We start from the raw sequence: 24689 nt of genomic DNA, 5'->3' as shown, positions 1-24689 counted from the left end.
CGTAACGGAACCATAAGCAGTTAATATAGTATTTTCTTATTTTTATCACACGTTCATCACAGTGCCTTTTAAGTTTTTTGCCTTTAAAGATAGATTAAAAAAACAAATGCAAAACTAACGGGATTTCTATCACTGAGGAGTACATGATGAATCGAAAACTTCGTGGCGTTTCTGTTTTAACGACGGCGGCGCTCACCCTGGCTGCACTGTCAAGTACGACATCGGCTTCTGTCAAAGACTATGACAAGAATCCGCCGTTTAGCATGACCTTGCTCAAGCCGACTGAAATGAAAATCGGTGGAAAGAAAGTAAAAGCTTACAACCCGAAAAACGATATCAATGCGTTCGTCAACTATGAGTTGGGTATGCACTGTGTCGGTTTTGAGATGAGCTACTGCTGTGTCATTCCGCCGTATAACTCAATCCAGTCCCAGGCTGTAAAATCCGGTACCAACGGCGCACTGCCGAAACTGCTGACACCGGATGACAAAGTCAAGCTCTATTACTATACGAAAGACAACTCTTATAGTGAAGGCAACAAGATGAAGTACTGGTCTGTCGCCAAAGACGTCGACGGCAACGGCCGTATGGACGACCCGGGCGATAACGTGGCCAACTATGTTTGGAAACACCTCTTTATCTATAAAGATCTTGAAGGTACGATTCCTAAAGGTGCAACGGCGAAAGATCGCCTCTTTGTCGGTAAAGACATTAAAGTACCTATCGATTCCGGTCCGTCCGGCAAGCACATCGCCGGCGGTTACCTCGAGTATTCCGGTAAAGACGGTAGCAACGTCGTCTTCACGAACACACTGGTTCCGCCGGTCCAGAACATCCCGCTCGTTCTGACGGCATCACACCTGTGGGATGCGCTGGGTCTGCCGCTGACGGCATTTAACGACTCTACACGTAGAGGGACGATCCGTTCCGTTACCGAAAAAGATTTCCAGCCGTTCCAGAAGTCCGCAGTACAGGTGCATGACCAGAACGGTCGCCCGCTGATGGATGAAAACGGTCAGATTATCGAGTATTTCGGTACCAACCCGGTTGATATCCCGAACTGTTATGCATGTCACTCCCGCCAGGGTAAAGCTGCCCAGATGGCACGCGACGAAGGGCTCAATGCCAGCGACCGCGAATACGCTTACTGGAAAACCTACCCGGATGAGAGTGAATACATGGCTCGCCTCAGTGAAGCATCCATCAACATTCTCTCGCTGCACGACGCCCACCACGGTACCTCATTCCTGAAGTACTACAACGACAAAGCGTCTTCCAACCGTCTGGGTCAGACCGGTGAGGTCAACTGTGCCGACTGTCACGGTGACAACGTTTCCGGTAACCTCGAAGAACCGCGTCCGGGTGCAACAGGCTACAAGACTGTCCATGCGAAAACGCTCACAGAAGCAATCCACGGTTTCCACCTCTCTATGGTTCCGATGCCGGATGCTGCTGGCCGTTCACAAGCATGTCAGTCCTGTCACCCGACACACTTCCAGAACCCGAGCATGAACGACGATACGAACCCGTACCGTGTTGCTGACCGCTACGGTGAAGGCCGTTTCAGCGAAGGTGATGTCCGTACAAGCGGTGGTGGTTGTTATGTCCGCCGTGACGCGCACTCCAACCCGGATGCCAAACCGCCGTTCTTCCTGAACGAATACGGTAAGTTCCAGCTCAACGAAGTCGCACACAAAGATGAGAACGGTGAGCGTGTTTCCAAAATGCGCGGTCTGTACTGTACGAACTGTCACACGAAAGTCGCGCAGAAAATGCAGGCACTGGATGACCTCAAAACGGTTCAGACCCTTGAAGGTAAATCTATCCGTAACAAATCTCTCAAAGAGATCGTCAGTGCAGTTGCAGGCGGCGACATGAAGAGATTCGTAGCGATCGCAGACCCGAAAACAACCGGCGACAACGAAGTTATGAAGTACTATACAGACCATGAATCTGCTGTCCTCGTCAAAAACGTCGCGAAAGACGGTCTTGACCTGAAACCGTGGAACCACCCGACTGGCGGCGCGGTACCGTATGCAGCGGCATCCGGCGGTAACGACTGGTGGCTGGCAGCGGGCGAACCGCACTGTGCAGACTGTCACATCGCTCCGTTTGTTGAAAGTGAAGGCGGTCAGTACTTCCCGATCGACCAGAACAACAAACTGTCTCTGTTCCGCTACTCTAAAGCACACGGCGACCTGGCTTGTCAAACGTGTCACGAGTCCACACACGGCCTCTACTCTACACGCTACGACGGACCGAACCGCACGGTTGACATTACGACGCATGAGCAGGCGCTGCAGTACAGCCCGGACGGCGAATATGCAGGCCCGGTTACATGTTCCGCATGTCACACGGTCAACAAGAAAGGTGTACCGGTTCAGCTCGAAGGCACCGCGTATGCTGACGACTACTGGGCTTCTGTCACCCTCGCTCACTTCATGAGAAGCGGCGATCAGAAACTTTCTGTCAAAGAACTGGTCGAGAAGTATCCGTATAACAAATCGACTCAGATCGTCAAAGACGGCTGGAATTAATTCCGCCGCCTTCGGGCACCCTCGGGTGCCTTTTCTTTTTTTCTCCCTTTATGCTTTTCCAAGACTAATCCGAAACTAACCCGACAGCCACTACAATCCCTTTATGAGTACGATCGCAATTATCGGCGGCGGCGCCGCGGGACTGATGGCGGCCATCACGGCGGCGGAAGCGGGTGCAGAGGTCACGGTTTACGAGCAGAACGGCGAACCCGGCAAGAAAATCCTCGCCTCGGGCAACGGCCGCTGCAACATCATCAACCGCGCGACCGGTATCGAAGATTATGAAGGAGAAGCCCCCGCCTTCGCGGCAACGGCGCTGGAGGCGATGAACTTCACCGCGTTCGAACGTTTCTGCAAACGCATCGGGCTGCTGCTGGAAGTCAAAGAGGACGGGAAGTGCTACCCCATGAGCCAGGAAGCCCGTTCCGTGCAGTCCGCACTGATCCGGGCGGCACAGCACCGGGGGGTGCGGTTTGAAAACAATGCCACCGTCACCCGCATCGAAAAAGAAGGAAATATGTTTACCCTGTCGGTTCGGGAGGAGACACGACGTTATGAACGCCTGATCATCGCGACAGGCTCTCCCGCAGCGCCGCAATTGGGCGGCAACGAAAGCGGGATGACCATGGCCGAACATTTCGGCCACCGCATCGTCCCCCCCTTCCCCTCTCTGGTGGGGCTGCATCTGGAAGCTTCGGGGCTGGAGAAGATGGCCGGAACCAAGACGACGGCGCGGGTGACGCTGTTCGTTGACAACCAGCCCCTCCAGGAGGAGGAAGGCGACTTGCTGTTTACCCGCTACGGCGTCTCCGGCTTTGCCGTCCTCGACCTCTCCCACGCCGTCTCCAGGGCCCTACGCGATTTTGAATACGTCACGCTGAAAGTAGACCTGCTCCCCCGTTTTACCGCGCAGTCACTGGCGGCGCAGCTCGAACAGATGGCGAAGTTGATCCCCGACGACACCCTCGCCGACCTGCTGGGTGGGCTGCTGCCGCGCAAACTGATCCGCCCGCTGCTCCTGGCCCAGAAGCTCTCTGCGGAGCAGCGCTGCGGCGAGCTCAACGCCAAAACGGCCAAGAAGATCGCCTATATCATCAAACAGTGGCCGTTTACGGTGAGCGGCACCCACGGCTACCAGCATGCCGAAGTCGCCGGCGGCGGGGTCGCCACGGAGGAGATCGACCCGGGGACGATGGCATCGCGCAAGGCGGAGGGACTCTATTTTGCCGGGGAAGTCATCGACATTACCGGACATCGCGGAGGATTCAACTTCCACTTTGCCTGGGGAAGCGGCTACCTGGCAGGCCTGCATGCCGCCAGAACATCCCGCGCCTAGCGCTGTTCGAATCCCCCTTCGAACACCTCTTCGATGATGTCATAAGAGACGTTGTCGACCACGCTGAGCGGCGACCCCTCCCAGAGCAGCCGTTCAAACTGGTCGAAACAGTCGTCGTTCGGGCAGGTGACGGCCGCTTCGACGCTGCCGTCGCTGCAATTGCGGATGTAACCGCTTACTCCCGCCGCTTGGGCAAGCTGCTGGATGGTTGCACGGTACCACACGCCCTGCACCCTGCCCCGGATTGCGTATAGTCTGCTCTGCATAGGCACCCCCTTTTTGTTTATTGTAGCGGCAGACGCGTTGTGTTTTACTTATCCCGACGCTATGGCGGATTCCCGCCCGATTTTCAGTACAATAAACGATATTATTTCCATCGGAGTACCGCCATGACCGCACTCATCATCCTCGCCGTCGTCATCGTCATCATCGTATTGATGTACAACAGCCTTGTTGCCAAAAAGAACCAGGTCGACAACATCTTTGCCGGGATCGATGCCGTGCTGAAGAAACGCTACAACCTCATCCCGAACCTTGTCAGCTCCGTACAGCAGTATATGCAGCACGAGCGGGGGATTTTGGAGAAGGTGACCGAACTGCGTTCCCAGGCGATGAAACCGGGTATTTCCGACGAACAGAAGATCGCGCTGGATAAGCAGATCACCTCCGCACTGGGCAGCATCATGGTCGCGGTGGAGAACTACCCCGATCTCAAGGCCAACACAAACATCATGCATTTGCAGCGCACCCTCTCCGAGGTTGAAGCCCAAATCTCCGCCGCCCGCCGTGCCTACAACCAGGCCGTGACGGACTACAACAACGCCATCGAGATGATCCCGACGAACATCCTCGCCAACATGATGAACTACCGCCGAAAACAGGTCTTCGAGATCACCGAGGATGAACGCAAAAACGTTGATGTCGGAGCCCTTTTCAAACAGTAATCCTTTATGAAAAGCGCATCGGAACTGACGGATTTCTACTATACGGAGCTCTACGACTCCCTGCAGGAGCTGGAGCAGGAGCGCAACGCGGTCCGCAAGAAGGTCTTGACCCTCTTCGGCATCCTCGGAGCGCTCTCCCTGCTCATCATCGGTGCCATTTACAACAGCTGCCACTGTTTCAACGAGTCTTACATCTGGGTCGGCGTCGGGGCGACCGCCATCGGCGGGTTCGGCTTCCGTTGGCTCATCAGCGGCTACCGCAGCGGGTTCAAGGAGAAGATCATCCGGCCCCTGATCGAAGCGATCGAAAAGGAGCTGCATTACGCCCCGGATGCGGCCATTCCCCAGTCGCTCTTTCAGTTCTCCCACCTCTTTGAGCAGCGCATCGACCGTTTCCGCGGTAACGACCTCGTGCGCGGTACCCTCGACGGCGTCTCGCTGCAGTTCTCCGACATCCATGCCGAACACCGCAGCCGCGACTCCAAAGGGCGGGAGCACTGGTCCACGATCTTCCAGGGGCTCTTCATTGTCGCGGACTTCAACAAACACTTCAAAGGCCGCACCCTCATCCTCCCCGACCTGGCCGAGAACCTTTTCGGCTCCTTTATCGGGGGGATGCTGCAGTCGCGCAACTTCACCAAGGACCAGCTCGTCAGAATGGACGACCCCGCCTTTGAAAAAGCCTTCGTCGTCTACGGCACCGACCAGATCGAAGCGCGCTACATCCTGACCCATACGATGATGCAGCGGCTGCTCAAACTGAAGAAGGATACGGGCAGCAAGGTCTACGTCTCCTTTAACGGCGAGAAGATCATGATCGCCATTGACTACGACAAGGACCTCTTCGAACCGACGGTCTTTTCGTCGCTGCTCTCCATCGATCAGGCCATGGGCTACATCCGCACCCTGCGCTCCTCCATCGGGATCGTCGAGGAACTGAAGCTCAACGAAAAACTCTGGAGCAAGACCTGAAGAAGGGCATTTGATCCCAAGCCTTTCCATGCTAGAATCTTATAAATCTCGCAAAGGACCCCTATGAAACTCCTCCTCTCCCTTTTCGCGCTCACGCTCAGCCTGATGGCCCTGCAGACCGGCCAGCCCCTTCCGGCGCTTGATCTTCAGGGCGACGACGGCGGCAAAGTCGACGGCACGCCTTGGAACAGCGACGAGCTCAAAGAGAAGGTCCACGTCATCTTCTACGTCGACCCGGACGAGAAAGACCTCAACAACCCCTTCTCCGACGCCCTGAAGGCCGAAGACTTCGACCGCAGCCGTTTCGCCTCCGTCGCCATCATCAATATGGAGGCGACCTGGCTGCCGAACTTCGCCATCGCCAAATCGCTCAAAGCGAAGCAGGAGAAGTTCCCCGATACGATCTATGTCAAAGATATGCACAAGAAAGGGGTCTCCGCCTGGAAGGTCGCCGACGACAACTCCGACATCATCATTACGGACAAAAGCGGCAACGTCCTCTATCTCTATGAGGGAGAGGTGCCGCAGGGCAGCTTCGACGAGATCATCTCCCTTATCAAGGAACACATGTGAACGAAACGCTCTGGTCGGTAAGCATCCGCGACTTTTTTACGAAGCGGATGCTCCAGTTTGCCCTCATCCCCTTCATTGGGACTGTGCTCGTGATGTACGTCCTCTTTTTCGGTGCGGCGAGCGCCGGACTGGACGCCCTTGAACAGAGCACCCTGCAGGTCGAGCAGCACCAGCAGACCCAGCAAAACGGCGTGGTGGAGACGCAGAGCGAAACGACCACCGTCGAAGGCGGCTCGGCCATTTTGCGCTTCTTGATGGAGCACACCGTCACCTCCTGGCTGGTCAGTTTCATCGTCTTTACCGTCGGCGGGATTGCTACGTTCATCCTTGCCATGTTCGTCGCACTGGCCATCATCGGCTTTTTGACGCCCTATATCGTGCGTGAGATCCACGCGCGCCACTACAGCCACCTGCCGCTGGAACACCACGGCTCCATTGCAGGCATCCTCCTCGCCTCGCTGAAGCATGTCGTCATTATGCTCCTGCTCTTTTTGGTGCTCACACCTTTCTATTTCGTTCCGATGCTGAACCTCGTCGCCTTCAACCTCCCCTTTTACTACCTGTTCCACAAGCTCTACCTGCTCGACGTCGCCTCGGAAACGACGACGAAGGAGCGCTTCAAGCTGATCATGGCCTTCCACGGCGGGAAAGTAAGAATGACGACCCTCGGGCTCTACCTGCTCTCGTTGGTCCCCTTCGCCGCCTACATCACCCCCGTCTTCAACGTCATCGTTCTCACGCACTCGATGTTCCGCAAGAGTGTCGAGGTCGAAGCGCACCACGAAAGCGCCACAGCCGCGAAAAGCGCTGCAGACAAAGTCTCGAACGGCTCTCAGGACGTACTGCCCTCGTAACTTTCCGTCTATTTCAAAAGTCCAAAGGGCTTTTGATGCTCTTTTAAATTAACACCTCCACAATCATGACTTGTCCTTAATGGGGAACTCTGCTTGCAGCCCTACAAGTTAGTAATCTATCCCCCTATTTCGATAAAAACCTTGCACTCTTTTTTGCTTTACGGCACACTAGAAGATTTAATATATTGTATATTGTTATTATTTTCCAGGTTTTTCTAACCAAAGATGTTCTATAGTACTTTCAAATGTAAACTGATTAATAGCTGGGTGACAATAGCATGGAAACACATGTAGAGTTCCGTTCCACTCTAGTTTCTTCGGTTCAAGAACTTGCGACTGTATTGTTCGAACAGCTGAAGCAGGAAGGTGTTCAAGTCAGGGATCCTTTCAGTGAGGATTGGGGATGGACGATTCCAATATGCAATGATGCATTCCCAATTTGGATTGGCTGTGGCCAGTGTAAAGAGTACGTCGATGGCTTTCTCTGCTTCATCGAGCCAAGAAAACCGTACGTTAGAAAATTCCTTTTCAAAAAAATTTCAACGGCACAAACGGTTGAGGCCATACAAAAAGCACTTAGCAAAGTGCTCGCTCAAAATGAAGAGATATACAACATCAAGTGGTGGACGGAATATGACTTTAATCATCCAAGTATCTAACAAGCCAGGAGAGACCAATCAAATATCCGCACACGGATTATTGATTGCTTATTGTAAATGTTAGCAAACAAGGAGAGTGAATATGAGTGATGCACTAATTGTGGGTATTATTGCTGCCATTGCCGGTTTACTCTCACCAGTTATTGGTTGGCTACTTAACCGTCAGGGAATTTCAAGGCGTACGAGGGAATTAGAATCACTAAAGTCCAGGATTGACTTTATTGAGAAGCTTTCTAAATCCAAAGAACATCATACTCAATTAGATGATGATATTGAAAAACTAACTCTGAGAGAGATGAAGGCTGTATTGGCCGAGGTAGATGCCCTTAGCGAGGCTGGGCGAGCCATGATTTCATTTTCTGGTTCAGAGTTAAATAAATGGCAACGACTAACCTTGTCATATGAACAGATTTCACTCAAAGGTCGCGTATACAAGGGTCTTTTCTACGCTTTTTCTTTTTTTAGTTTTTCAGGGGTATTGGCGTCATTATCCGTGGCAACTAAGGAAGAAATTGTTTTTACATTCATTGGTGGCTCATTTTATTTGATAATTGCCCTAGTCTTTCGTAGTGCTGCAATTCGTACCTATGAAGTAGACAAAAGGATTGCAGGAAAGGTGCAATCTGATGGCTAGCAAGTGCATCAAGGACGTTCGATTGCGCTCACTGGGACGCCACTTTCGCGGTGCCCCTTATGCTAGTCGTTATATCTACTGAGGGAAAGGCATATGAACAAGCCGTCATTCGAGGAAATTGTCACTTTTGTACGAGACTTTTATAGTATTTCTCCTCGACAAGCTATCGCGTCAGAAACACGACTAGAAGCTGACCTTGGGATTACAGGTAATGATGGGGAAGATTTGCTACATGCCGCGAGCGAACGTTTCCAAGTTGACCTTTTATCGCCCAAAAAAGGTATCCGTAAAATTCTTGGACTCGGACCGAATGAATATTTATTTGGTTCGGAGGGATTCGATCCCATAGGCATTACAATACTCATTCGATGGTTCAAAGGTGAGCCATGTCCAATATATCGAGATTTGACAGTAAAGGAACTCCATGATGCTATACAAAAGGCACCATCATCCACATCTGACAGCGCGGTATAACAAATCATTGGAGACCATTCAAAAACCCGTAAACGGCTTTTTCATTGGTCAGTCTAAACGTTAAACTACAATGGAGTGGTGATGGAATCAATACTCAACTATATAAAAGTCAACGACAATATTTCAACGTCCGGGCAACCCACGAAAAAACAGTTCAAGCGCATTGCAGAGAACGGTTTTGACATTGTCATCAACCTGGCGATGCACAACAAAGGCGCGTTGAAAGAAGAGGATAAAATTGTTTCGAAAAACGGGATGATGTACTTTCACATACCGATAACCTGGAAAGACCCGGAAACAGAGAGGTTCACATTATTCCTGCATCTTCTGAAAACGTTACAAGATGAAAAGAAAAAAGTATTCATTCACTGCATCATGAACTACAGGGCATCTGCCTTTGTTTATCAATATAAAAGGCTTGTATTGCATCAGCAGGATGCGACACTGATCGCACCGAAGGAGTTTAAACCGAAAAAGGCCTGGAAAAAGCTCATGGAGCTTGAAGTAAAGGTTTGACTAATAGAAAATCCGCGGTCGGATTTTTTGCTCATTTTAAACGTTATACATACAAGAAGGAATCATGAAAGCAAAAGGAACACTTACATTTTTCTGCGGAAAGATGGGAGCCGGAAAATCGACGAAGTCAAAAGCCGTGTCGGCCGAAAAAAATGCGGTGCTTCTCTCCGAAGACGATTGGCTATCATCGCATTACCCCGGCCAGATCAACTCATTCGACGATTACCTGAAATTCTCCAAGATGATCAAGCCGTTTGTGAAATCGCATGTGCTGCGGATCATCAATACGGGCACGAATGTGGTGATGGACTTTCCGGCGAATACGGTCAGGCAGAGAGCGTGGTTCAAACAGCTCTGCACCGAAGCTGCATGTGAGCATGAACTGATCTTTCTCGACGTGAGCAATGCACAGTGTCTAACGCAGATCGCAAAGCGCCGAACCGAGCAGCCGGAACGGGCACAGTTCGACAACGAAGCGGTGTTCAACCATGTTACCCAATTCTTTGAGGCTCCGACTGTGGACGAGGAACTCAATATCCTACGTCTGGCAGGAGATATTTCATCCACATGACATACCAAAAAAAGGAATTTGAATGTATAGATACCTTATAACTACGTTTCGCACGCCCCAGTTCGACCCATCGGTCATTGATGCGCATTACGCTTTTCTCGATGACCTCAGACAACGAGGCAAACTTGAACTTGCCGGTCCGTTTACGGACAAGAGCGGCGGTGCCTATTTGATCAAAGCTGATAGTCTTGAAGAAGCCGAGGCCATAGCGTTCAGTGACCCGGTGCATACTTCGAAGTCATCCATCGTTACCGTCCACGAATGGAACGCAAAATGAGCCAAACAAATTCAGTGGAACCCAATCAGTAACCCGCCTGCGCCCGTTTCATGAGTCATTCTCAGCGTTAAGCGCAGATAAAAAGCCTATGAATTGCACCTATTGCCCTTGAGCACTTGATCTGTCGATTCTTCTCCTACCCGTCAACGAAGCTTTGTTGTATGCAGCACATCAGAAGGTTTTCAAAGCATTTTTTCCTCCTCCCATACACCACTATCCATTATTTCCAGCACTTTTGACGAATAACACGGCTATCCGCTTTGTCTCCATCGCCTCGATACCGCATTGGCAAATTTCCATAGGGTTCATCTGTATATTATTAGAAATAGAAATAAATTACGTTTTAGTCTGTTTAAAAAAATGTACATATTTACAATAATCTGCTAAAATGAATGCCATTGAATTGTTAGGAAATAATATGACTGGTGTTTATCTATTTCTCATTTGGACGGTAATAGCTGTTGACATTGGCGCAATCATGTCTATTTTATTGGAAGAAATGCTTTATACAAGAAGAACAAAAATTTTCAAAACCATCGTCATATTGGGCGTTCCATTGATCGGAGCGGTCTTCGAAATATGGTTGCTGAGAAAATACAAAGAAAATGATACGGCAACAGACAATCGAACGGATGACCTGTTCTACACCGCTATGGATATTTGAAATTCCCAACGAATCCCAAGTGACCGACTATAATGCGAATTTTGATCGCTCTTTTAAACGATGAACATCATTGACACAGAAACCATATGGCTATCCACGAACTACATACGGAAATAGAGATTGATGCACCCGCTGAACGGGTATGGGAGATCCTGGCCGATTTCACTGCATACCCCCAATGGAATCCTTTCATCCGTTCGATACAGGGCACCCCGACCCAGGGTAAGCGGCTTCAGGTCGAGATCCAGCCGAGCGGTAGCAAACCTATGCGTTTCTCGCCTGCGGTCCTCGCCGCTGAAGCCGGGCGCGAACTGAGGTGGCTGGGCCGGTTTCTGTTCCCGGGTCTCTTTGACGGCGAGCATGCTTTCGTCATCGAAGCGCTTGACGAGGACAAGGTGCGCTTTCAGCAGAACGAGCGCTTCAGCGGCATCCTGGTAGGACTCTTTCGCTCCAGTCTGGACAGCGACACCAGACACGGGTTCGAGGAGATGAATCAGGCCCTGAAACTGCGGGCAGAGGCAAGTCCGCAACCAGGCAGGGATGCCATTGATTGATTTTCTTATCGAGGAATTGATCGGCCAGACCCTTGCAGCGCTCATCCCCAGAAAAGTGTTTACATATCTCATTGTCTTGCTCATGGCTGTAGCAGCCGTGACATTCGGATATCTTTCCGGTCACATCGTCTACGACTTGATCATGGAGCCAAAAAGCATCGTCAGAGTCATCGTTATGGGTATTGGTGCCTTGCTGATTTCGGGCTTGTCGATCGGGTCATTTTATCTGATGGGCAGCGCCTGGAGAAGTCGAAACGGTTGACGTAACCGACTCCATTTACGTTATACGAATATAGTAAGAGTATGAAAAAAGCAGTTCCGATAGCCGCCTTGCTTATTGCAGTGATTATCAGCTCTACGTGGGCATTCTATAAACCGGTTCGGATCCTTGCCCCGGAACTAGCCGGTGTTCCGTGCTTCAGCGACGCGATATGCACGGGCGATGCTTCCCGCCTGGAAGACGCGACCGCTCTGTATAATGAAGCGCTGCACTTCGTCGGCACCTCCGTCGGCGGGATCAGACATGCTCCGCGCACTGTATTTTGCAGTTCAGAAGCCTGTTCCGAGTCGTTCGGCCTGGGAAAACGCTCTGCGATCACCCTGGGTACTTTCGGCATCATTATCGGTCCCCGGGCCTGGAAACGGTATTATGTAAGGCACGAAATGATCCATCATCTTCAAAATGAGAGATTGGGTATGATCAACGTTTTACGGGCTCCGAAATGGTTCACCGAGGGGATGGCATATTCCCTCAGCAAAGACCCCCGTCCCAAGCTAAAAGACCCTTTTGAACACTACCGTTCCCAATTCGACGATTGGTACATCAGGGTAGGCCAAGAGCGCCTGTGGGAAGAAGCCCACCGTTTGTAAACATAGAAAATCGGTCAAGCCCCGTCAAAAACGCGCGGGCGTCATTTGATGGGGCAGTTCAAACGTTGGTGGCGTACGTATTGAAATCCTGGCTGATTCCGGAGTAAAGATATGGCATTGAAAACCGTTCATCCAAATAAAAACCAGCCCCGTCTGTGGCGCAACGTGATCCTCCTTTACCTCATCATCCCGCTGGTGCTTCTGCTCTGCGGTGGCGATGTTGGATGGTAGCAGGGCTGGGTCTACTCCGTGCTGCTGTTTCTTGCCGGTGTCGGCGGACGGTTCCTGGCGGAGAAGCGGCATCCAGGGCTTCTCGCAGAGAGAGCCAGCCTTGAAAAGGCACAGAGCGCGAAACCATGGGACAAATTTCTTGCTCCGATGATGGCCGTTAGCCTCTCTTTTCCCCTGGTCATCGTCGCAGGGCTTGACCACCGTTATGCATGGACGCCGCTCATGCCGGCATGGCTCACCGTTCTCGGCCTCATTATCATCGCACTGGGGTACGCATTTACGGCCTGGGCGATCGTCGAGAACCGCTTTTTCTCCACGACGGTACGTATCCAGACGGACCGGGGGCATACGGTCTGCGACAGCGGCCCTTACCGGGTCGTTCGCCACCCGGGCTATGCGGGAAACCTTCTGGCCCTTGCCGGCATCATCATGGCGCTAGACTCACTGTGGACCCTCATCCCTGCCGCGGCGGCGTTGCTCATCGCCGTGATCCGGACCGCGCTTGAAGACAAGACCCTTCATGAGGAGCTTCCCGGGTACCCCGATTATGCGAAGGAGGTACGCTATCGCCTGTTTCCGGGGATCTACTGAGGGCAGCTGCATTTCACAAATGGGCAAAAATAGGGCATTATCTTTTAACGCTGCAGCCAAAGGAACCGTATGGATTTACTAGATTGGTACGTTATCGGTGCCTATTTTATACTGCTGCTGCTCTTCGGCTATTTTATCGGTCAGGAAAACCGCGACCAGGATGACTACTATGTCGCCGACCGCAAGCTCTCGTGGTGGGCCGTGGGCATCTCGACGATGGCGACACAGAGCTCCGCCATCAGCTTTATCTCCATCCCCGCATTTGTCGCCGTCAAAGAGGGCGGAGGCCTGACATGGCTGCAGTACGAGCTGGCCCTGCCCCTGGCCATGATCGTAACGTCCATCTTTCTGATACCGCTCTTTCGGCAGCTGAAGCTTGTCAGTGTCTATGAGTACCTGCAGCTGCGCTACGGCACCGGCGTCCGCAATACGGTTGCCGTCCTCTTTCTGCTCAGCCGTGCCCTGGGGACTGGTATCGCTCTGTATGCGACGGCCATCGTGATGCAAAGTATCACCGGGTTTGAACTCTGGATCTCCATCCTTACGATGGGCCTCATCATTCTGATCTACGACACCCTCGGCGGCATGCGGGCCGTTGTCTATTCGGACATCTTCCAGATGGGGCTGCTTCTGCTGGGTGTCATCGTCTCCATCGCCATCGCCGTCGATCTCCTTGGCGGGTTCGGGGCCATTGTCGAAACCTTCCCCAAAGCGCGGCTGCAGACACTCGATTTTGGCTGGGGGCTCGGCAGTGACGGCGGCATGCCGTTTTGGGCCTTTCTCTTTGGCGGCTTTTTTCTCTATACGGCCTATTACGGAACGGACCAGAGCCAGGTGCAGCGGGAACTCTCCGCCAGGAGCATCGAGGACGCCAAACGCTCCCTCTACTTCAACGGCTTCGCGCGGTTCCCCCTGACGCTGCTGTACGTGTTGATGGGCATTACCGTAGGCACGCTCTATCTGCAGGACAGTGCACTCCAGGCGAGTGTCGCCGCCTCCTCCCCCGATCACCTCATCCCCCAGTTTATCCTGGCGTACCTTCCGGGAGGGGTGAAAGGGCTGCTGATCGCCGCCATTCTCGCCGCGGCCATGTCCAGCATCGACTCGGCGCTCAACTCCCTCTCCGCCGTTACGCTGCATGATTTTGTCCTGAAAGAGAAGCACACCCAGGGAGCGAGAGAGATCCGTCTGAGCCAGATCACGACCCTCTTCTGGGGCATCGCCGTCATCCTCTTCGCTTTGATGGTCGGTGTGATCGCCGATACCGTCATTGAAGCGATCAAGAAGATCGGTTCGGCCTTTTACGGGCCCGTTTTGGCCGTCTTCCTCGCCGGCGCGCTTTACAGGCACATCGGCAGCAGCGCCATACTGACCGGCCTCGTTGGCGGCGTCGGTGTCAACCTCTTCTTATGGCTTTTCCACCCGGAAGTGATGTGGATGTGGTGGAACGTGACGGGGTTTGTCGTGGCCTATTCGGGCGCATGGATGCTTTCGATGAGCCGTTTTAAAACATCCAAGAAGGGGGCCGATTACACCGCGGGACACACCGTTGCGCTAAAGTGGACAGGCATGGACACGCTGCTGGCGTGCTATTTTCTGATGATGCTCATTGCACTATGGCTTATTAACGAAGGGTGGGCCGATCTATAACAAAAGAGATCTCCTTCATGTCGCATTTCAGCAGCAGGTACAGTTTTTGTACTTCCTTTCCGACAGACCAGAGTAAAGAGGATATAAATGAATGCGTGTTTGACGAAAATATGCGAGACATTTGAGGAGACAACGGACTTTCTCTCAAACAGGACACCGGAAAAAGAGAAGATCGTCACAGCGCTCTTTTTTGAATTTTTGGATTGCTTTTCCTCTTTGGGAGCCGAAAAACTTGAATATCCCAAAGAGTTCCAAAACGATGTCAAGCTCTACCTGCAGGGCCATGCCATCTTGAAGAAGAAGTTTGAAGACGTCGAAATCCGCTACTTGATGCTGAGCGACTTTTACGACTTTTGCCGATTGACAAAAAGGTATATGAAATAGGAGATTTCCTGCCCGTTTCCGGGAGATGAAGTACAATTGCCAAAAGCACATGTGCCATCATCGTCGGCATAGAGGAGCTGTCCGATAAAGGCTCGATTCATGAAAAAGTACATTCTCTATACCCTTTTGTCCCTCCTGCTCCTGGGCTCTTTTATCATTTTCGGCGTCATCGGTGTCTACAAAACCGAAAACGGCATCGTTTTGGGTCTGCCGGATTATGAGCGGAGGGACGTTCGCGTTACGCCGGTCGATCTGGAGATTCTCAGCAGGGCGGATGCGCTGCTGCCCAATGAAAGCGCCTGGAGAAAAGCCCCTGTGCCCGATTGCGCGCAATCAGAAAAGCTGGATCTTTACTGCGCGTTGGAAAGAGCCTCGGTGGAGGTGGCGGGCCACTATGTCCATCGGCAGCCGGCCCTGCAGGAAGTGAGGTTTGCGATTGACGATCGCTATCGCACGCGCTGGACAAAGCATCGGCTTATCGATTTCAACGCCGACAAAGCGACGAGCTTCGAAGAGGTAAAGTCCATACTCGAGCAGGCGACATCGACGGTCAAAGCGAAACTTTCCCGATACAAAAATCAACAATGAGTCTTTTGGGAGGATGTTATTTCGGCGAAGCATTGCAGGCGTCCTGTCTAGTGTAATCTTTCAGAAATTTTCCGATTTGCCTGCGGATCCACAGCCCGCATTTATATCCGCAGCGCTACTATACGCGCACAATATATCCGTGATACATCACATGATATGGAGAGAGAAACAATGAGTATGATTCACTTTATCGGAGGAGAGAAAGGAGGCGTCGGCAAGTCCGTCTTCGCGCGCCTGCTTTCGCAGTATTTTATCGACAACGATGTCGCTTTTGTCGGACTGGACGCGGACCGTTCCCACGCGTCACTCACCCGCTACTACGAGCAGTTCACCGATGCCATCGACCTGGACTTTTTCGAGAGCAGCGACAAGATCATGGAACTCGCGCTGGAAAAAGACATCAACGTTCTGGTGGATCTGCCGGCGCAGTCCGAGCGTTTCCTTGACCGTTGGATCGAAGAGAATGACGTCCTTGGGATGTGTGAAGAAACCGGGATCGAGATCGTCTACTGGTACCTCGTCGACGGCGGCAAGGATTCCGTGCAGCTGCTGAAAAAATTCCTGCCGAAATACAGCGTCGTCATGACCTGCGCCGTCGTCAAAAACGAGGGACGCGGCAGCGATTTCTCCGAAGTCGACGACGTCATCGCCTCCGTTTCAAGCGAGGCGAACGGTACGCTTAAAGAGGTGGTACTGCCCGCGCTGCACGCCCCGACCATGCAGAAAATCGATAAACACACCTTCAGCTTCTGGGCCGCCGCCAATCTCAAAGAGAACGGCACCGCCCACCTGAGCCTGATGGAGCGCCAGCGCACCAAGGTCTGGCTGCGCAAAGCTTTCGCGATGTTCGAGTCCGTCCTGGGCCGCCCCTGATTGCATCGCGGCAGTACCGCGACGCCCCTTTACTTTCCGTCCTCCAGGCGTTCCACCAGACGCCCCGCCCTGGCGAAGAATGTCTCCAGGGCTTCATCTCCCCCCGAAACATGCCAGAGCACCGTCGTGGCTTCAAAGGCCTTTTCAACCTCCGTCACACCGCTCTCCGTCAACAGGTATTCCACCTGAGAGACCGCGCTGTAGCCGCAGGTAAACGCAGCCTTTTCCTGGGAAATATACTCGGTCAGCTCCGCCAGGGCCACCGCATCGGAGACCGCCTGGGTATAGGCGCGAACCAACCCGCCCGTCCCCAGCTTCGTGCCGCCGAAATAGCGCACGATGATCACGGCGGCATCGACCAGCTCATGTCCCGCCAAAACGGCAAGGCTCGGTTTGCCGGAAGTCCCTTTCGGTTCGCCGTCGTCGCTGCTCCCCTCGACGACCTGCATATGGTCATTCAGGTAACGGAAAGCCGTCACGAAATGACGCCCCTTGGGGTGCTCGGCTCGCAGGCGCTGCAGGGTTGCATTGAAGAGCTTATAGGGGACGAGATGGGCGATAAATTTCGACTGTTTGATTTCGTAGGTTGAGGAAACAGGCGTCTTGAGGATTTGCATGACGCCATTATAGCGGGCGCAGGAGGGGCACTTACTTTTTTTGTGCACCCATCTGCTTGTTCAGCTGCTCGCGAAAACGTTGCTGCATCGCTTCGAACTTTTTACGCTGTTCATCCGTGAGCAGTGCCTGGATCTCGTTGTTCTGATCGACGCGCAGTTTCATATGCGCCTTGAGGTAGCGTTCATGGATATCGCCCCACTGTTTCGTCTGCTTGTCGCTGAGACCGAGCTCCGCCTGGATCTGCTTGAGCATCGCTTCCTGACGTGCTTTGATCGCCTCCGCTTGCTGCTGCTCCGCGGAAGGCGCCGCGTAAAGTGCCGACGCCAGCAGGGCGGCCGCGAGAATCGTAACCTTTTTCATACTTCTCCTTTAAATAGGTGCATATCATAATAGAGGTTGATAAACAGTTCTCTATATCGCATATAAAAAAGAAAAAAAATGGGTAAAAGTGATTGAAATGTGATGAAAAATGGGAGATTAAGAGGGCAAAGGCGAAGCGCCTTTGCCTAACGGTTACGGACAGAGTTCACCGTTGTTGTAAGCATCAAGCGTACCCGCAATCGACGTTGCCAACGATTTTTGGGCCGCGGCGTTCTTACCGCCTTTGAGGTAGCCGCCGGTGCCGTCGAAGCCGATGGAGGACAACAGCGCGTCCCCGTCAGTAATGGCATCGCTTGCGGCGCTACACTGGGTCGCGCCGGCCGCATAGTTGGCCTTGGCCGCCAAGAGCTGCGCCGCCAGACCGTAGGCTGCATCCCCGGCACGTTTCTTGCCGCTGGAGACATCGCGCTTATCCAGGATGGATACCGCGTCTTCACAGCTGGCGACTTCAAAGCTTCCCAGGGTGATCGGCAGGACATAATCGACCAGCCACACCTCTGTTTGGCCTGCCAGAAGGTTTGCCGCTTCCGCTTTTTCCTGCTGGTTGCCGTGGCCGTCACATGTCGTCCAGTTTTTCCAGTAGCCGATCGTACGCGGTTCACCGCCCGGAGGCGTATAGTTGTTCTCTACGACGAAGTGGATCGTCTGATTCGCTTCCACGCTGAAGGTATAGCAGTGGTTCTCGTTCGATGCTTCCCCTGAGTCAGGATTGTCATAAGAGACCGGAGAACCTTCAACGTACCAGAGGTTTTCCCAGGCAACCGGGATACCCGTTTCACACACTGTATAGTTTGCACCCGGAACCAGCCAGACTCCGTTAAAGTCTACCAATCCGTTCGCATCAGGTGTATCCAGCAGGTTCAGACCGTTTCCGCTGAGCGTAAAGGTCCAATTCAGCGTGTACGTCGTACCGCCGTTTTCGTGTTTGATCAGTTCGATCTTGCCACGCTTGCGGTTGGTGTAGGTACACTGGACCGTTTCACCCGGATCGACGACGATCGTTGCTTCGCGCTGGCTCAGAGAAGTAGAGCTGTTCTCCACGCCGTCAAGCTCGACACAGGAGAGACCGATCAGATCATACTCCGGTTTCGGGTCATCTTCCGTCACCGTATAGGTTTTCGGAATCACATCCATAAAGGTGTGCGATCCAAGATGCGTCAGGTTCAGATCATACGAACTGTTAATATCCTGGGCGAAGTGGAAGTAATCCGGCATTCCCGCAGGAACAGTCAGCTTGTTGATGATCACCGTACCGTATTTGGTATTTTCAAACTGGCACTCGTAGTCGGCGCGATAGAGATCTTCCGGATAGTCGACAGTGAAGTCGCAATCACCGGATTGATCGGACATATACCAGCCGTCTTTCATGATTTCGACGACTTTGTAGTGACCCTCTGCGAGTTCACCTTCCGGTACAAGCACGTTCGTTGCGCTGTTCGGATCGGTAAGCAGAGATGTCACAACCGTCCAGACATCCGGAGCAGTCTCTTTGTAAAGCGTCATGTTCCAGTCGCCTTTTTGCGGGACGCCCTCGATCTCGGCCGGTTTGGTCACTTTGATGACTTTGACCGCCGGTTGGCCGGCCAGCTGGTTGTTAAAGGTGACAGACTCGCCGCAGGACGGCAGCGTGATCGTCACCGGTTTAATCGCACTTACTTCCGGCTCAAACCCGGTCGGGGCCGTTTCTGTTACAGTATACGAACCCGGTTCCAGACCTTCTATCTTCACCGATTGGGTCAACGGGCTGAGCGCCGTGAAGGTCAGGGTGCGGTTGATGTCATCCATCCCCTCTCTGGAGACGGTAAAGAGGACATCGATGCTGTCGTTGCCGTCAAGCACGTCCGGCATTGTTTTATTGATCGTCAGCGACACGGTCGCATCGGCAGAGAGCGCAATTTCATGTGTTGCAGGATCAGGTGTATAGCCCCCGTCGCCCACAATCGTCGCGGTGTCGCTGAGCATACCGGTCGCGATTATCGGACCGTCGATATAAACAGTCTTATGGAAGACCAGCACGCCGCTGTCTTCAACAGTGTAAGAGGTCCAGTTAACGTCGCCGACCGTCGGCGTTCCCGAAACGTACGGCGCATCGTACTCACCGATATCACCCGGCGTGAATGTACCGCTTGAGAAACTCATCAGTCCGTTCGTACTTTCGATCCATTCGTGGTCTCTGACGATTGCCGTGGTGTTGAGCTGGTCACCCGGTTGGACCGATGCGGATGCGGTGGCTTCCAGGGTAACCGTGATCGGCACATCAGGAAGGTAAGGGTCTTCGAAACCGATGGTCGCGATATCGTACAGTCCGCCGCTCTCATCTTCGGGGACGATGACATCGTGTTCGCAAACGACCCCGGAGAAGTTTGGCGGCATCAGATAAGAAGTGCACGCATCCGGCTGCACACTGGTCATGCCGCCGCTGTAGTAGACGACATCAGACACATTGGCGTAGATTTCGCGTGAAGCGGTGTTGGAGACATAGATCTTGGTGTGGATACCGACCGTGCCTTCCGGGGTAGCCGCCAGTTTCGTCCAGGTCACGTTGACATCGACCAGCTTGCTGGTAGGGGCGCTCGGCGCACAGGTGTCGCCGAATTCAACCGTCGCCGGGCCGCTTTTGGAGATGCTCCATCCAAAAGACTGGGCCTGGCGCGCCGTCATGTCTTTGCTGGTTTCAACCGCCTTGACATCGGGGAGCTGGACACGTTTCTGGCCGCCGGAAGAGCTCAGGTTCGCATCCCAGAGGTTGGATTGCAAAGAAGATCCCGAATAGAGGTGTGACCCCAGGGCGAGACGCTGATAGTAGTTGGCGACACACACGGCACCGCCGGGAAGACCGTTCGCGGCATACTCCCCGTCTCTCGGTCCGCCGCCTGCTACGGAAATTTGTCGGTAGATTGTGGTAAAGACCCCCCCGGCACCTTCATTGTCGGGTGTAATAAGCAGATCCTGGACAACCAGTTGGTCCTGATACTGTTCCGCCCAATTTTTACAGATGTCGTTGGAGAGGTCCGTATCGAGGGTCAATACGGAAATGTAGTCCCACCCGCGCAGATCGCCGCCTTCGGCGTACAGGTAGTCACCGCCGACGGTAAAGGTGAACTTCTGGGGATCGCTCCCCTTGTTTTCGATCGTCACCCGGTGCGGGACAAGGTCGAGTTCCGCCCACCCTTTCAGGTTACCGGTCGTATAGGCCCCGTCGGGGCAGACATAGTCGTTCGCGGCCAGGTCATATCCGTCGGGAATAGACGTGGAGCGACACCCTTCTAGCGTATAGCCGATGTTGGCCGACGCTGCTGCGGCGAAGAGCAGTGCTCCCGCTCCCAGCATGCGCTTGATCAGCCCCCATTCATCTCGAAATGAAGCTTTCATTTTTAGAGTCTCCTGTTGTATAGAGCCGCTCTTGCGAAGCGGTTCCAAATCCAAACCCGTTTGACACGGGCAGGCATCGAAGTACTCAAATCAAAAAGGAGGGTAACAGAGTGAATCAGTAGACTTTTCAACCGAGTTACCCCACTTTTGGCAACCCGGCCATCTTCGAGAAGATCCGTAGCTTTCCGCCCCCGGTTCGCACCGGGTTAGGCTTTTCTTGCAGTACAAAAAAATCAAACAACCTTGAACAGCCTCCCCTTCCTCTCTGAGCGCGAAGCCGTGAGAAAAACAGCTATTCATTACCTCCCAGTATAGAGCGTAGAAAATTAATTTCATATAAGAAAAATCAATTTGATTACGGACATAAATACTGCGCTATATGATTGCATTCCGACACGTGTCTGCTATAATCCGCACCATGAATGTAGATCTGCACAACCGGCTGCTGCAGTGGTATGAACACCACGGCCGCCATACCCTTCCGTGGCGAAATACCGATGATCCCTACCGGATCTGGGTCAGCGAGATCATGCTGCAACAGACCCAGGTCAAGACCGTGCTCGAACGCTTCTATTTCCCCTTTCTCGAGCGCTTTCCGACGCTCCCCTCCCTCGCGAGCGCTCCGCTTGACGATGTATTGAAGCAGTGGGAGGGGTTGGGCTACTATACCCGTGCGAAGAACCTACACAGGGCCGCACAGCTCGCCATGCCCTATATGCCCGGAACCGTCGAGGGTCTGATCCGTCTGCCCGGGATCGGCAAAAGCACGGCCCACGCCATCGCCGCGTTTGCCTACGGCGCGCCTGTGCCCATCCTCGATGCCAACGTCAAGCGTATCCTCTACCGTTTCTTCGGCCGCAGGGAGGCCGATGAGAAAACCCTCTGGCGACTGGCCGAAAAGCTCTTCGACCCCGAACACCCTTTTGAATTCAACCAGGCAATGATGGATATCGGCGCGACGCTCTGCCTCCCAAAGAGTACAGCATGCGACGCCTGCCCCTTCGAAGGCGCCTGCAAAGGCGCCGCGGGCGACCCCCTGTACTACCCCGCCCCGAAAAAGCGCAAAAGCGTCCCGGTGCGCGAACGGCATATCGTCGTTTACAGGCACAACGGCCGTTACGGGTTAAAACAGCGCGAAGGAAGATTCCTGCACGGGCTTTGGGGGTTTCATGAACAAACAGCGCCGCCCGAGCGGGGGAAAACGCTCGAAAGCATCGTGCAGGTCTATTCGCACTTCCGGCTCGAAGCGCAGGTCTGGCTCTGCGAAGCACACCGCGAAGAGCTCACCTATTTCCAAAGAGAGGAGATCGACGCTCTGGCCCTGAGCGGGGCGGACCACAAGGTGCTGAAGCAGCTTAGCGCATTGCGCCCCTGACCTCCTCCGCCACCGCTTTTTCATCGACCATATAGAGCAGTACCGCGCCGATCACGAAAAAGACCGCGACCGAAGCGATCCCCGCCCGGGAACTCTCCGTCGCCAGGGCGACGGCGCCGATAAGCAGCGGCCCCAAAACCGTGGCGAACTTTCCGAGGAAATTGTAAAAGCCGAAGAACTCCGCCGCGTACTCCGCGGGGATCATTTTCGAATAGTACGAACGGCTCATCGCCTGGATACCGCCCTGCACCAGCGCAATCATCGCCGCGAGCAGGTAGAAGGAGCTGACGTCGTGCATGAAGGCCGCCATTATGGCGATCAGGACATAAAAACCAAGGGTAAGATAGATCGCCTTTTTCGTATCCCACATCTGCGCCAGCTTCGCGACAAGGATCGTCGCCGGGAACCCGATGAACTGCACCAGCAGCAGGGCCTTGATCAGGTCCCCGGCCTCGAACCCTATTGCCATGCCGTAATCGACGGCCATCCGGATGATCGTGTCGACCCCGTCGATGTAGAACCAATAGGCGACGAGGAAAAGGAAAAGGCCTCTGAGATGCTTGATCTTGTGAAACGTACGCATCAGGCGCCGGTACCCGAGCACCGTGAGGGTCACCGTACCGATTTTGCGGGTATTGCGCTTCTCCTTGACCCAGAGGACGAAGGGCAGTGCGAAGAGCATCCACCAGAGTGCTACGGAAATAAAAGAGGCTTTCACCCCTGCCGCCGCATCGGCAAGCCCGAACCACTCGGGCTGCTGCACCATCGCCACGTTCAGCGCAAAAAGGATCCCGCCGCCAAGATACCCCAGCGCATACCCCAGCCCGGAGACCTTGTCGAAACGGTCCTCCGAGGTGACCGAGGGTAGAAAGGCGTCATAAAAAATGTTCGACCCCATAAAACCGATATTCCCCAGGACATAGACAAATGCGGCCAGCTCCCACTGCCCCTTTCCGACCAGGGCGAGCGCAGCGCTCATCAGGATGCCCAGGAAGGCGAAAAGCAGCAAGAAACGCTTGCGGATGCCGCCGGCGTCGGCGATGGCCCCGAGCAGCGGTGCCAACAGCACGACGATGATGCTGGAGACCGCGTTAGCGACCCCCAGCTGGGCCGTTGAGAGCGTCGCATCGGTATCGGCGCTGTAGAAGGCTTTGAAAAAGAGCGGGAAGAACCCGGCCATCACCGTGGTGGCATAGGCGGAATTGGCCCAGTCATAGAGCGCCCAGCCGTAGATTCGCTTTGATTCGCGCGTCATTCTGTCTCCTTGGGAGGTGCGTCGGGGGTATAGAACAGCAGGTAATCCGCTTCGCCGACGTCGGCGTCGCTGCTGCCCACAGGTACGGGAAGGATCGTCACATAAGGCTCAGCGCAGCGGCGGGCGAAGCGGGCATTGATCCCCAGGCCGTAAGCCATATGGAACGCCCCGGCAAAGACGACAAGCAGCTCCTCGTCCGAATCCAGTTCTTCCGCGGCAAGCCGTGCGCTCTGCTCACCCATATAGCTGTCCCACGCGACCTGCACCCGGTACATCCGCTCCCGGCACTGCTGCGCGTCCTCACCCTCCTGCTTCGCGTGGCAGTGGGCGAAGTAGGGCGCAAGCATCGCCTTGTGCGCACTCAGGTTCAGATCGAGATGCTCGAAGAACGCTTGTTCATCCTCGGACATGGCGCTCAGATTGCCGTCCGAAACGGCTTTTTGAAAGGACTTGTCCATATTGACACCGAAGAGCATCCCCCCGGCTCCCACGATGCTTTTATAGATGGGATCGTACGATGAAAAAGGGTAGCCCGCTTTCGTTTTCCAGCCGATCTCTGCGGTGAAGTTTCCGTCATATGCGCCGCGCGCGTAGCGTGACAGGAGGTCATCATCCTCTGGGGTAAACCATTCGTTGGCCAGCAGGAGACGGCGCCCGTTTTCTCCCAGGCGGCTCAACACTTCGGCGAAGCGTCTGTGCATCGCTTCGCTGGCGTGATGGTCCCCGACAAAGAGCACCCGGTAGGGCGAAAGGCGTGCCACCAGCTCCGCATCGCCGATACAGGCGGCCTGTTTCATATCGTAAACGCCGCACGACTGCGGCAGGATATGCTGCAATGCGGCCCGGGGGTGGGAGCAGCCCGAAAAGAGTATGAAAAAAACGGCGAGGGAAAGTGCCCTGAAATATTGCATGCAGTATAATATCCCAAATGCCTTA

General features: G+C 53.7%; 28 protein-coding genes and 1 riboswitch. Of the genes, 22 read left to right on the top strand and 6 right to left on the bottom strand.

From position 1 onward, the window contains the following. Positions 1-146: 146 nt before the first annotated feature. Together WCX72_RS04095 and WCX72_RS04090 are read left to right on the top strand one after the other, a co-directional pair. Positions 147-2537 carry a hypothetical protein gene (locus tag WCX72_RS04095; RefSeq protein WP_345971014.1) on the top strand — a complete coding sequence of 797 codons (2391 nt, stop codon included), beginning with the start codon at positions 147-149 and terminating at the stop codon, positions 2535-2537. 103 nt (positions 2538-2640) lie between these two features. Then, a complete protein-coding gene (locus tag WCX72_RS04090) occupies positions 2641-3873 on the top strand; it encodes an NAD(P)/FAD-dependent oxidoreductase (RefSeq protein WP_345971013.1) in 1233 nt (410 codons plus the stop codon). Here WCX72_RS04090 and WCX72_RS04085 read toward each other — a convergent pair. Continuing rightward, a complete protein-coding gene (locus WCX72_RS04085; RefSeq protein WP_345971012.1) occupies positions 3870-4139 on the bottom strand; it encodes an acylphosphatase in 270 nt (89 codons plus the stop codon). The two genes, WCX72_RS04090 and WCX72_RS04085, sit on opposite strands and share 4 nt — an antisense overlap. 123 nt (positions 4140-4262) lie before the next feature. Between WCX72_RS04085 and WCX72_RS04080 the strand changes: the two genes are divergently transcribed. The 19 genes from WCX72_RS04080 to WCX72_RS03990 all read left to right on the top strand — a co-directional run bounded on the left by WCX72_RS04080 (position 4263) and on the right by WCX72_RS03990 (position 16752). Further along, positions 4263-4817 (top strand): LemA family protein, encoded by a 555-nt coding sequence (locus WCX72_RS04080; RefSeq protein ID WP_345971011.1) that lies wholly within the window; start codon positions 4263-4265, stop codon positions 4815-4817. A gap of 6 nt (positions 4818-4823) precedes the next feature. Continuing rightward, positions 4824-5789: a DUF3137 domain-containing protein gene (locus WCX72_RS04075; protein ID WP_345971010.1), complete on the top strand. Its 966-nt coding sequence runs from the start codon at positions 4824-4826 to the stop codon at positions 5787-5789. A gap of 63 nt (positions 5790-5852) precedes the next feature. Then, positions 5853-6362 carry a YtfJ family protein gene (locus WCX72_RS04070; RefSeq protein ID WP_345971009.1) on the top strand — a complete coding sequence of 170 codons (510 nt, stop codon included), beginning with the start codon at positions 5853-5855 and terminating at the stop codon, positions 6360-6362. Further along, positions 6359-7216, top strand: coding sequence for an EI24 domain-containing protein (locus WCX72_RS04065; protein WP_345971008.1), 858 nt, complete (start codon positions 6359-6361; stop codon positions 7214-7216). The genes WCX72_RS04070 and WCX72_RS04065 overlap by 4 nt, the downstream gene beginning before the upstream one ends. A 278-nt stretch (positions 7217-7494) precedes the next feature. After that, positions 7495-7875, top strand: a complete 381-nt coding sequence (locus WCX72_RS04060) for a hypothetical protein (protein WP_345971007.1) — start codon at positions 7495-7497, stop codon at positions 7873-7875. 82 nt (positions 7876-7957) lie between these two features. After that, on the top strand, positions 7958-8509 hold the full coding sequence (locus WCX72_RS04055; RefSeq protein ID WP_345971006.1) for a hypothetical protein: 552 nt from the start codon (positions 7958-7960) through the stop codon (positions 8507-8509). Positions 8510-8602: 93 nt separating this feature from the next. Continuing rightward, on the top strand, positions 8603-8983 hold the full coding sequence (locus WCX72_RS04050; protein ID WP_345971005.1) for a DUF1493 family protein: 381 nt from the start codon (positions 8603-8605) through the stop codon (positions 8981-8983). An 81-nt stretch (positions 8984-9064) separates the two neighbouring features. Further along, on the top strand, positions 9065-9499 hold the full coding sequence (locus WCX72_RS04045) for a protein tyrosine phosphatase family protein (protein ID WP_345971004.1): 435 nt from the start codon (positions 9065-9067) through the stop codon (positions 9497-9499). A gap of 64 nt (positions 9500-9563) precedes the next feature. Next, positions 9564-10070, top strand: a complete 507-nt coding sequence (locus tag WCX72_RS04040; RefSeq protein WP_345971003.1) for an ATP-binding protein — start codon at positions 9564-9566, stop codon at positions 10068-10070. 22 nt (positions 10071-10092) lie between these two features. Then, positions 10093-10347: a YciI family protein gene (locus tag WCX72_RS04035; protein WP_345971002.1), complete on the top strand. Its 255-nt coding sequence runs from the start codon at positions 10093-10095 to the stop codon at positions 10345-10347. A gap of 388 nt (positions 10348-10735) precedes the next feature. Further along, a complete protein-coding gene (locus tag WCX72_RS04030) occupies positions 10736-11011 on the top strand; it encodes a hypothetical protein (RefSeq protein ID WP_345971001.1) in 276 nt (91 codons plus the stop codon). Positions 11012-11097: 86 nt separating this feature from the next. Further along, positions 11098-11565 (top strand): SRPBCC domain-containing protein, encoded by a 468-nt coding sequence (locus tag WCX72_RS04025; protein ID WP_345971000.1) that lies wholly within the window; start codon positions 11098-11100, stop codon positions 11563-11565. Then, entirely contained in the window at positions 11558-11827 is a 270-nt protein-coding gene (locus WCX72_RS04020; protein ID WP_345970999.1) for a hypothetical protein, read from the top strand. The genes WCX72_RS04025 and WCX72_RS04020 overlap by 8 nt, the downstream gene beginning before the upstream one ends. Before the next feature lie 41 nt (positions 11828-11868). Further along, positions 11869-12435, top strand: a complete 567-nt coding sequence (locus WCX72_RS04015; RefSeq protein ID WP_345970998.1) for a hypothetical protein — start codon at positions 11869-11871, stop codon at positions 12433-12435. A gap of 249 nt (positions 12436-12684) precedes the next feature. Next, positions 12685-13257: an isoprenylcysteine carboxylmethyltransferase family protein gene (locus WCX72_RS04010; protein ID WP_345970997.1), complete on the top strand. Its 573-nt coding sequence runs from the start codon at positions 12685-12687 to the stop codon at positions 13255-13257. 69 nt (positions 13258-13326) lie between these two features. Then, positions 13327-14907, top strand: coding sequence for a sodium/solute symporter (locus WCX72_RS04005; protein WP_345970996.1), 1581 nt, complete (start codon positions 13327-13329; stop codon positions 14905-14907). A 99-nt stretch (positions 14908-15006) separates the two neighbouring features. Next, positions 15007-15291, top strand: coding sequence for a hypothetical protein (locus tag WCX72_RS04000; RefSeq protein ID WP_345970995.1), 285 nt, complete (start codon positions 15007-15009; stop codon positions 15289-15291). 99 nt (positions 15292-15390) lie between these two features. After that, positions 15391-15879, top strand: a complete 489-nt coding sequence (locus WCX72_RS03995; protein WP_345970994.1) for a hypothetical protein — start codon at positions 15391-15393, stop codon at positions 15877-15879. 171 nt (positions 15880-16050) lie between these two features. Continuing rightward, complete coding sequence (locus WCX72_RS03990; RefSeq protein WP_345970993.1) at positions 16051-16752, top strand: hypothetical protein; 702 nt, start codon at positions 16051-16053, stop codon at positions 16750-16752. A gap of 29 nt (positions 16753-16781) precedes the next feature. Here the strand turns inward: WCX72_RS03990 and WCX72_RS03985 are convergent, their stop codons facing one another. The 3 genes from WCX72_RS03985 to WCX72_RS03975 form a co-directional block, all read right to left on the bottom strand. After that, positions 16782-17369 (bottom strand): YigZ family protein, encoded by a 588-nt coding sequence (locus WCX72_RS03985; protein WP_345970992.1) that lies wholly within the window; start codon positions 17367-17369, stop codon positions 16782-16784. A gap of 31 nt (positions 17370-17400) precedes the next feature. Beyond that, a complete protein-coding gene (locus WCX72_RS03980) occupies positions 17401-17730 on the bottom strand; it encodes a hypothetical protein (RefSeq protein WP_345970991.1) in 330 nt (109 codons plus the stop codon). A gap of 153 nt (positions 17731-17883) precedes the next feature. Next, on the bottom strand, positions 17884-21123 hold the full coding sequence (locus tag WCX72_RS03975) for a hypothetical protein (RefSeq protein ID WP_345970990.1): 3240 nt from the start codon (positions 21121-21123) through the stop codon (positions 17884-17886). A gap of 146 nt (positions 21124-21269) precedes the next feature. Next, positions 21270-21345: riboswitch (cyclic di-GMP riboswitch) on the bottom strand. A 196-nt stretch (positions 21346-21541) separates the two neighbouring features. Here WCX72_RS03975 and WCX72_RS03970 point away from each other — a divergent pair. Continuing rightward, positions 21542-22498 (top strand): A/G-specific adenine glycosylase, encoded by a 957-nt coding sequence (locus WCX72_RS03970; protein ID WP_345970989.1) that lies wholly within the window; start codon positions 21542-21544, stop codon positions 22496-22498. Here the strand turns inward: WCX72_RS03970 and WCX72_RS03965 are convergent. Both WCX72_RS03965 and WCX72_RS03960 read right to left on the bottom strand, forming a co-directional pair. Next, entirely contained in the window at positions 22479-23753 is a 1275-nt protein-coding gene (locus tag WCX72_RS03965; protein WP_345970988.1) for an MFS transporter, read from the bottom strand. The genes WCX72_RS03970 and WCX72_RS03965 overlap by 20 nt on opposite strands. After that, positions 23750-24664, bottom strand: coding sequence for a ChaN family lipoprotein (locus WCX72_RS03960; RefSeq protein WP_345970987.1), 915 nt, complete (start codon positions 24662-24664; stop codon positions 23750-23752). The genes WCX72_RS03965 and WCX72_RS03960 overlap by 4 nt, the downstream gene beginning before the upstream one ends. Positions 24665-24689 lie beyond the last annotated feature (25 nt).

Source organism: Thiomicrolovo immobilis, from assembly GCF_039645955.1.
Lineage (GTDB): Bacteria > Campylobacterota > Campylobacteria > Campylobacterales > Sulfurimonadaceae > Thiomicrolovo > Thiomicrolovo diazotrophicus.
Note: the sequence above shows the minus strand (reverse complement) of the source record. Positions and strands in the feature narration are given on the sequence as shown.

Bases quoted from the DNA above. Each gene is read 5' to 3' on its own strand.
- WCX72_RS03985 (WP_345970992.1), bottom strand. From the start codon at position 17,369: ATGCAAATCCTCAAGACGCCTGTTTCCTCAACCTACGAAATCAAACAG.
- WCX72_RS03960 (WP_345970987.1), bottom strand. From the start codon at position 24,664: ATGCAATATTTCAGGGCACTTTCCCTCGCCGTTTTTTTCATACTCTTT.
- WCX72_RS03975 (WP_345970990.1), bottom strand. From the start codon at position 21,123: ATGAAAGCTTCATTTCGAGATGAATGGGGGCTGATCAAGCGCATGCTG.
- WCX72_RS04015 (WP_345970998.1), top strand. From the start codon at position 11,869: ATGAAAAAAGCAGTTCCGATAGCCGCCTTGCTTATTGCAGTGATTATC.
- WCX72_RS04045 (WP_345971004.1), top strand. From the start codon at position 9,065: ATGGAATCAATACTCAACTATATAAAAGTCAACGACAATATTTCAACG.
- WCX72_RS04005 (WP_345970996.1), top strand. From the start codon at position 13,327: ATGGATTTACTAGATTGGTACGTTATCGGTGCCTATTTTATACTGCTG.
- WCX72_RS04025 (WP_345971000.1), top strand. From the start codon at position 11,098: ATGGCTATCCACGAACTACATACGGAAATAGAGATTGATGCACCCGCT.
- WCX72_RS03980 (WP_345970991.1), bottom strand. From the start codon at position 17,730: ATGAAAAAGGTTACGATTCTCGCGGCCGCCCTGCTGGCGTCGGCACTT.
- WCX72_RS03970 (WP_345970989.1), top strand. From the start codon at position 21,542: ATGAATGTAGATCTGCACAACCGGCTGCTGCAGTGGTATGAACACCAC.
- WCX72_RS03965 (WP_345970988.1), bottom strand. From the start codon at position 23,753: ATGACGCGCGAATCAAAGCGAATCTACGGCTGGGCGCTCTATGACTGG.
- WCX72_RS04080 (WP_345971011.1), top strand. From the start codon at position 4,263: ATGACCGCACTCATCATCCTCGCCGTCGTCATCGTCATCATCGTATTG.
- WCX72_RS03990 (WP_345970993.1), top strand. From the start codon at position 16,051: ATGAGTATGATTCACTTTATCGGAGGAGAGAAAGGAGGCGTCGGCAAG.
- WCX72_RS04055 (WP_345971006.1), top strand. From the start codon at position 7,958: ATGAGTGATGCACTAATTGTGGGTATTATTGCTGCCATTGCCGGTTTA.
- WCX72_RS04030 (WP_345971001.1), top strand. From the start codon at position 10,736: ATGAATGCCATTGAATTGTTAGGAAATAATATGACTGGTGTTTATCTA.
- WCX72_RS04090 (WP_345971013.1), top strand. From the start codon at position 2,641: ATGAGTACGATCGCAATTATCGGCGGCGGCGCCGCGGGACTGATGGCG.
- WCX72_RS04095 (WP_345971014.1), top strand. From the start codon at position 147: ATGAATCGAAAACTTCGTGGCGTTTCTGTTTTAACGACGGCGGCGCTC.
- WCX72_RS04035 (WP_345971002.1), top strand. From the start codon at position 10,093: ATGTATAGATACCTTATAACTACGTTTCGCACGCCCCAGTTCGACCCA.
- WCX72_RS04070 (WP_345971009.1), top strand. From the start codon at position 5,853: ATGAAACTCCTCCTCTCCCTTTTCGCGCTCACGCTCAGCCTGATGGCC.
- WCX72_RS04075 (WP_345971010.1), top strand. From the start codon at position 4,824: ATGAAAAGCGCATCGGAACTGACGGATTTCTACTATACGGAGCTCTAC.
- WCX72_RS04040 (WP_345971003.1), top strand. From the start codon at position 9,564: ATGAAAGCAAAAGGAACACTTACATTTTTCTGCGGAAAGATGGGAGCC.
- WCX72_RS04085 (WP_345971012.1), bottom strand. From the start codon at position 4,139: ATGCAGAGCAGACTATACGCAATCCGGGGCAGGGTGCAGGGCGTGTGG.
- WCX72_RS04050 (WP_345971005.1), top strand. From the start codon at position 8,603: ATGAACAAGCCGTCATTCGAGGAAATTGTCACTTTTGTACGAGACTTT.
- WCX72_RS04060 (WP_345971007.1), top strand. From the start codon at position 7,495: ATGGAAACACATGTAGAGTTCCGTTCCACTCTAGTTTCTTCGGTTCAA.
- WCX72_RS03995 (WP_345970994.1), top strand. From the start codon at position 15,391: ATGAAAAAGTACATTCTCTATACCCTTTTGTCCCTCCTGCTCCTGGGC.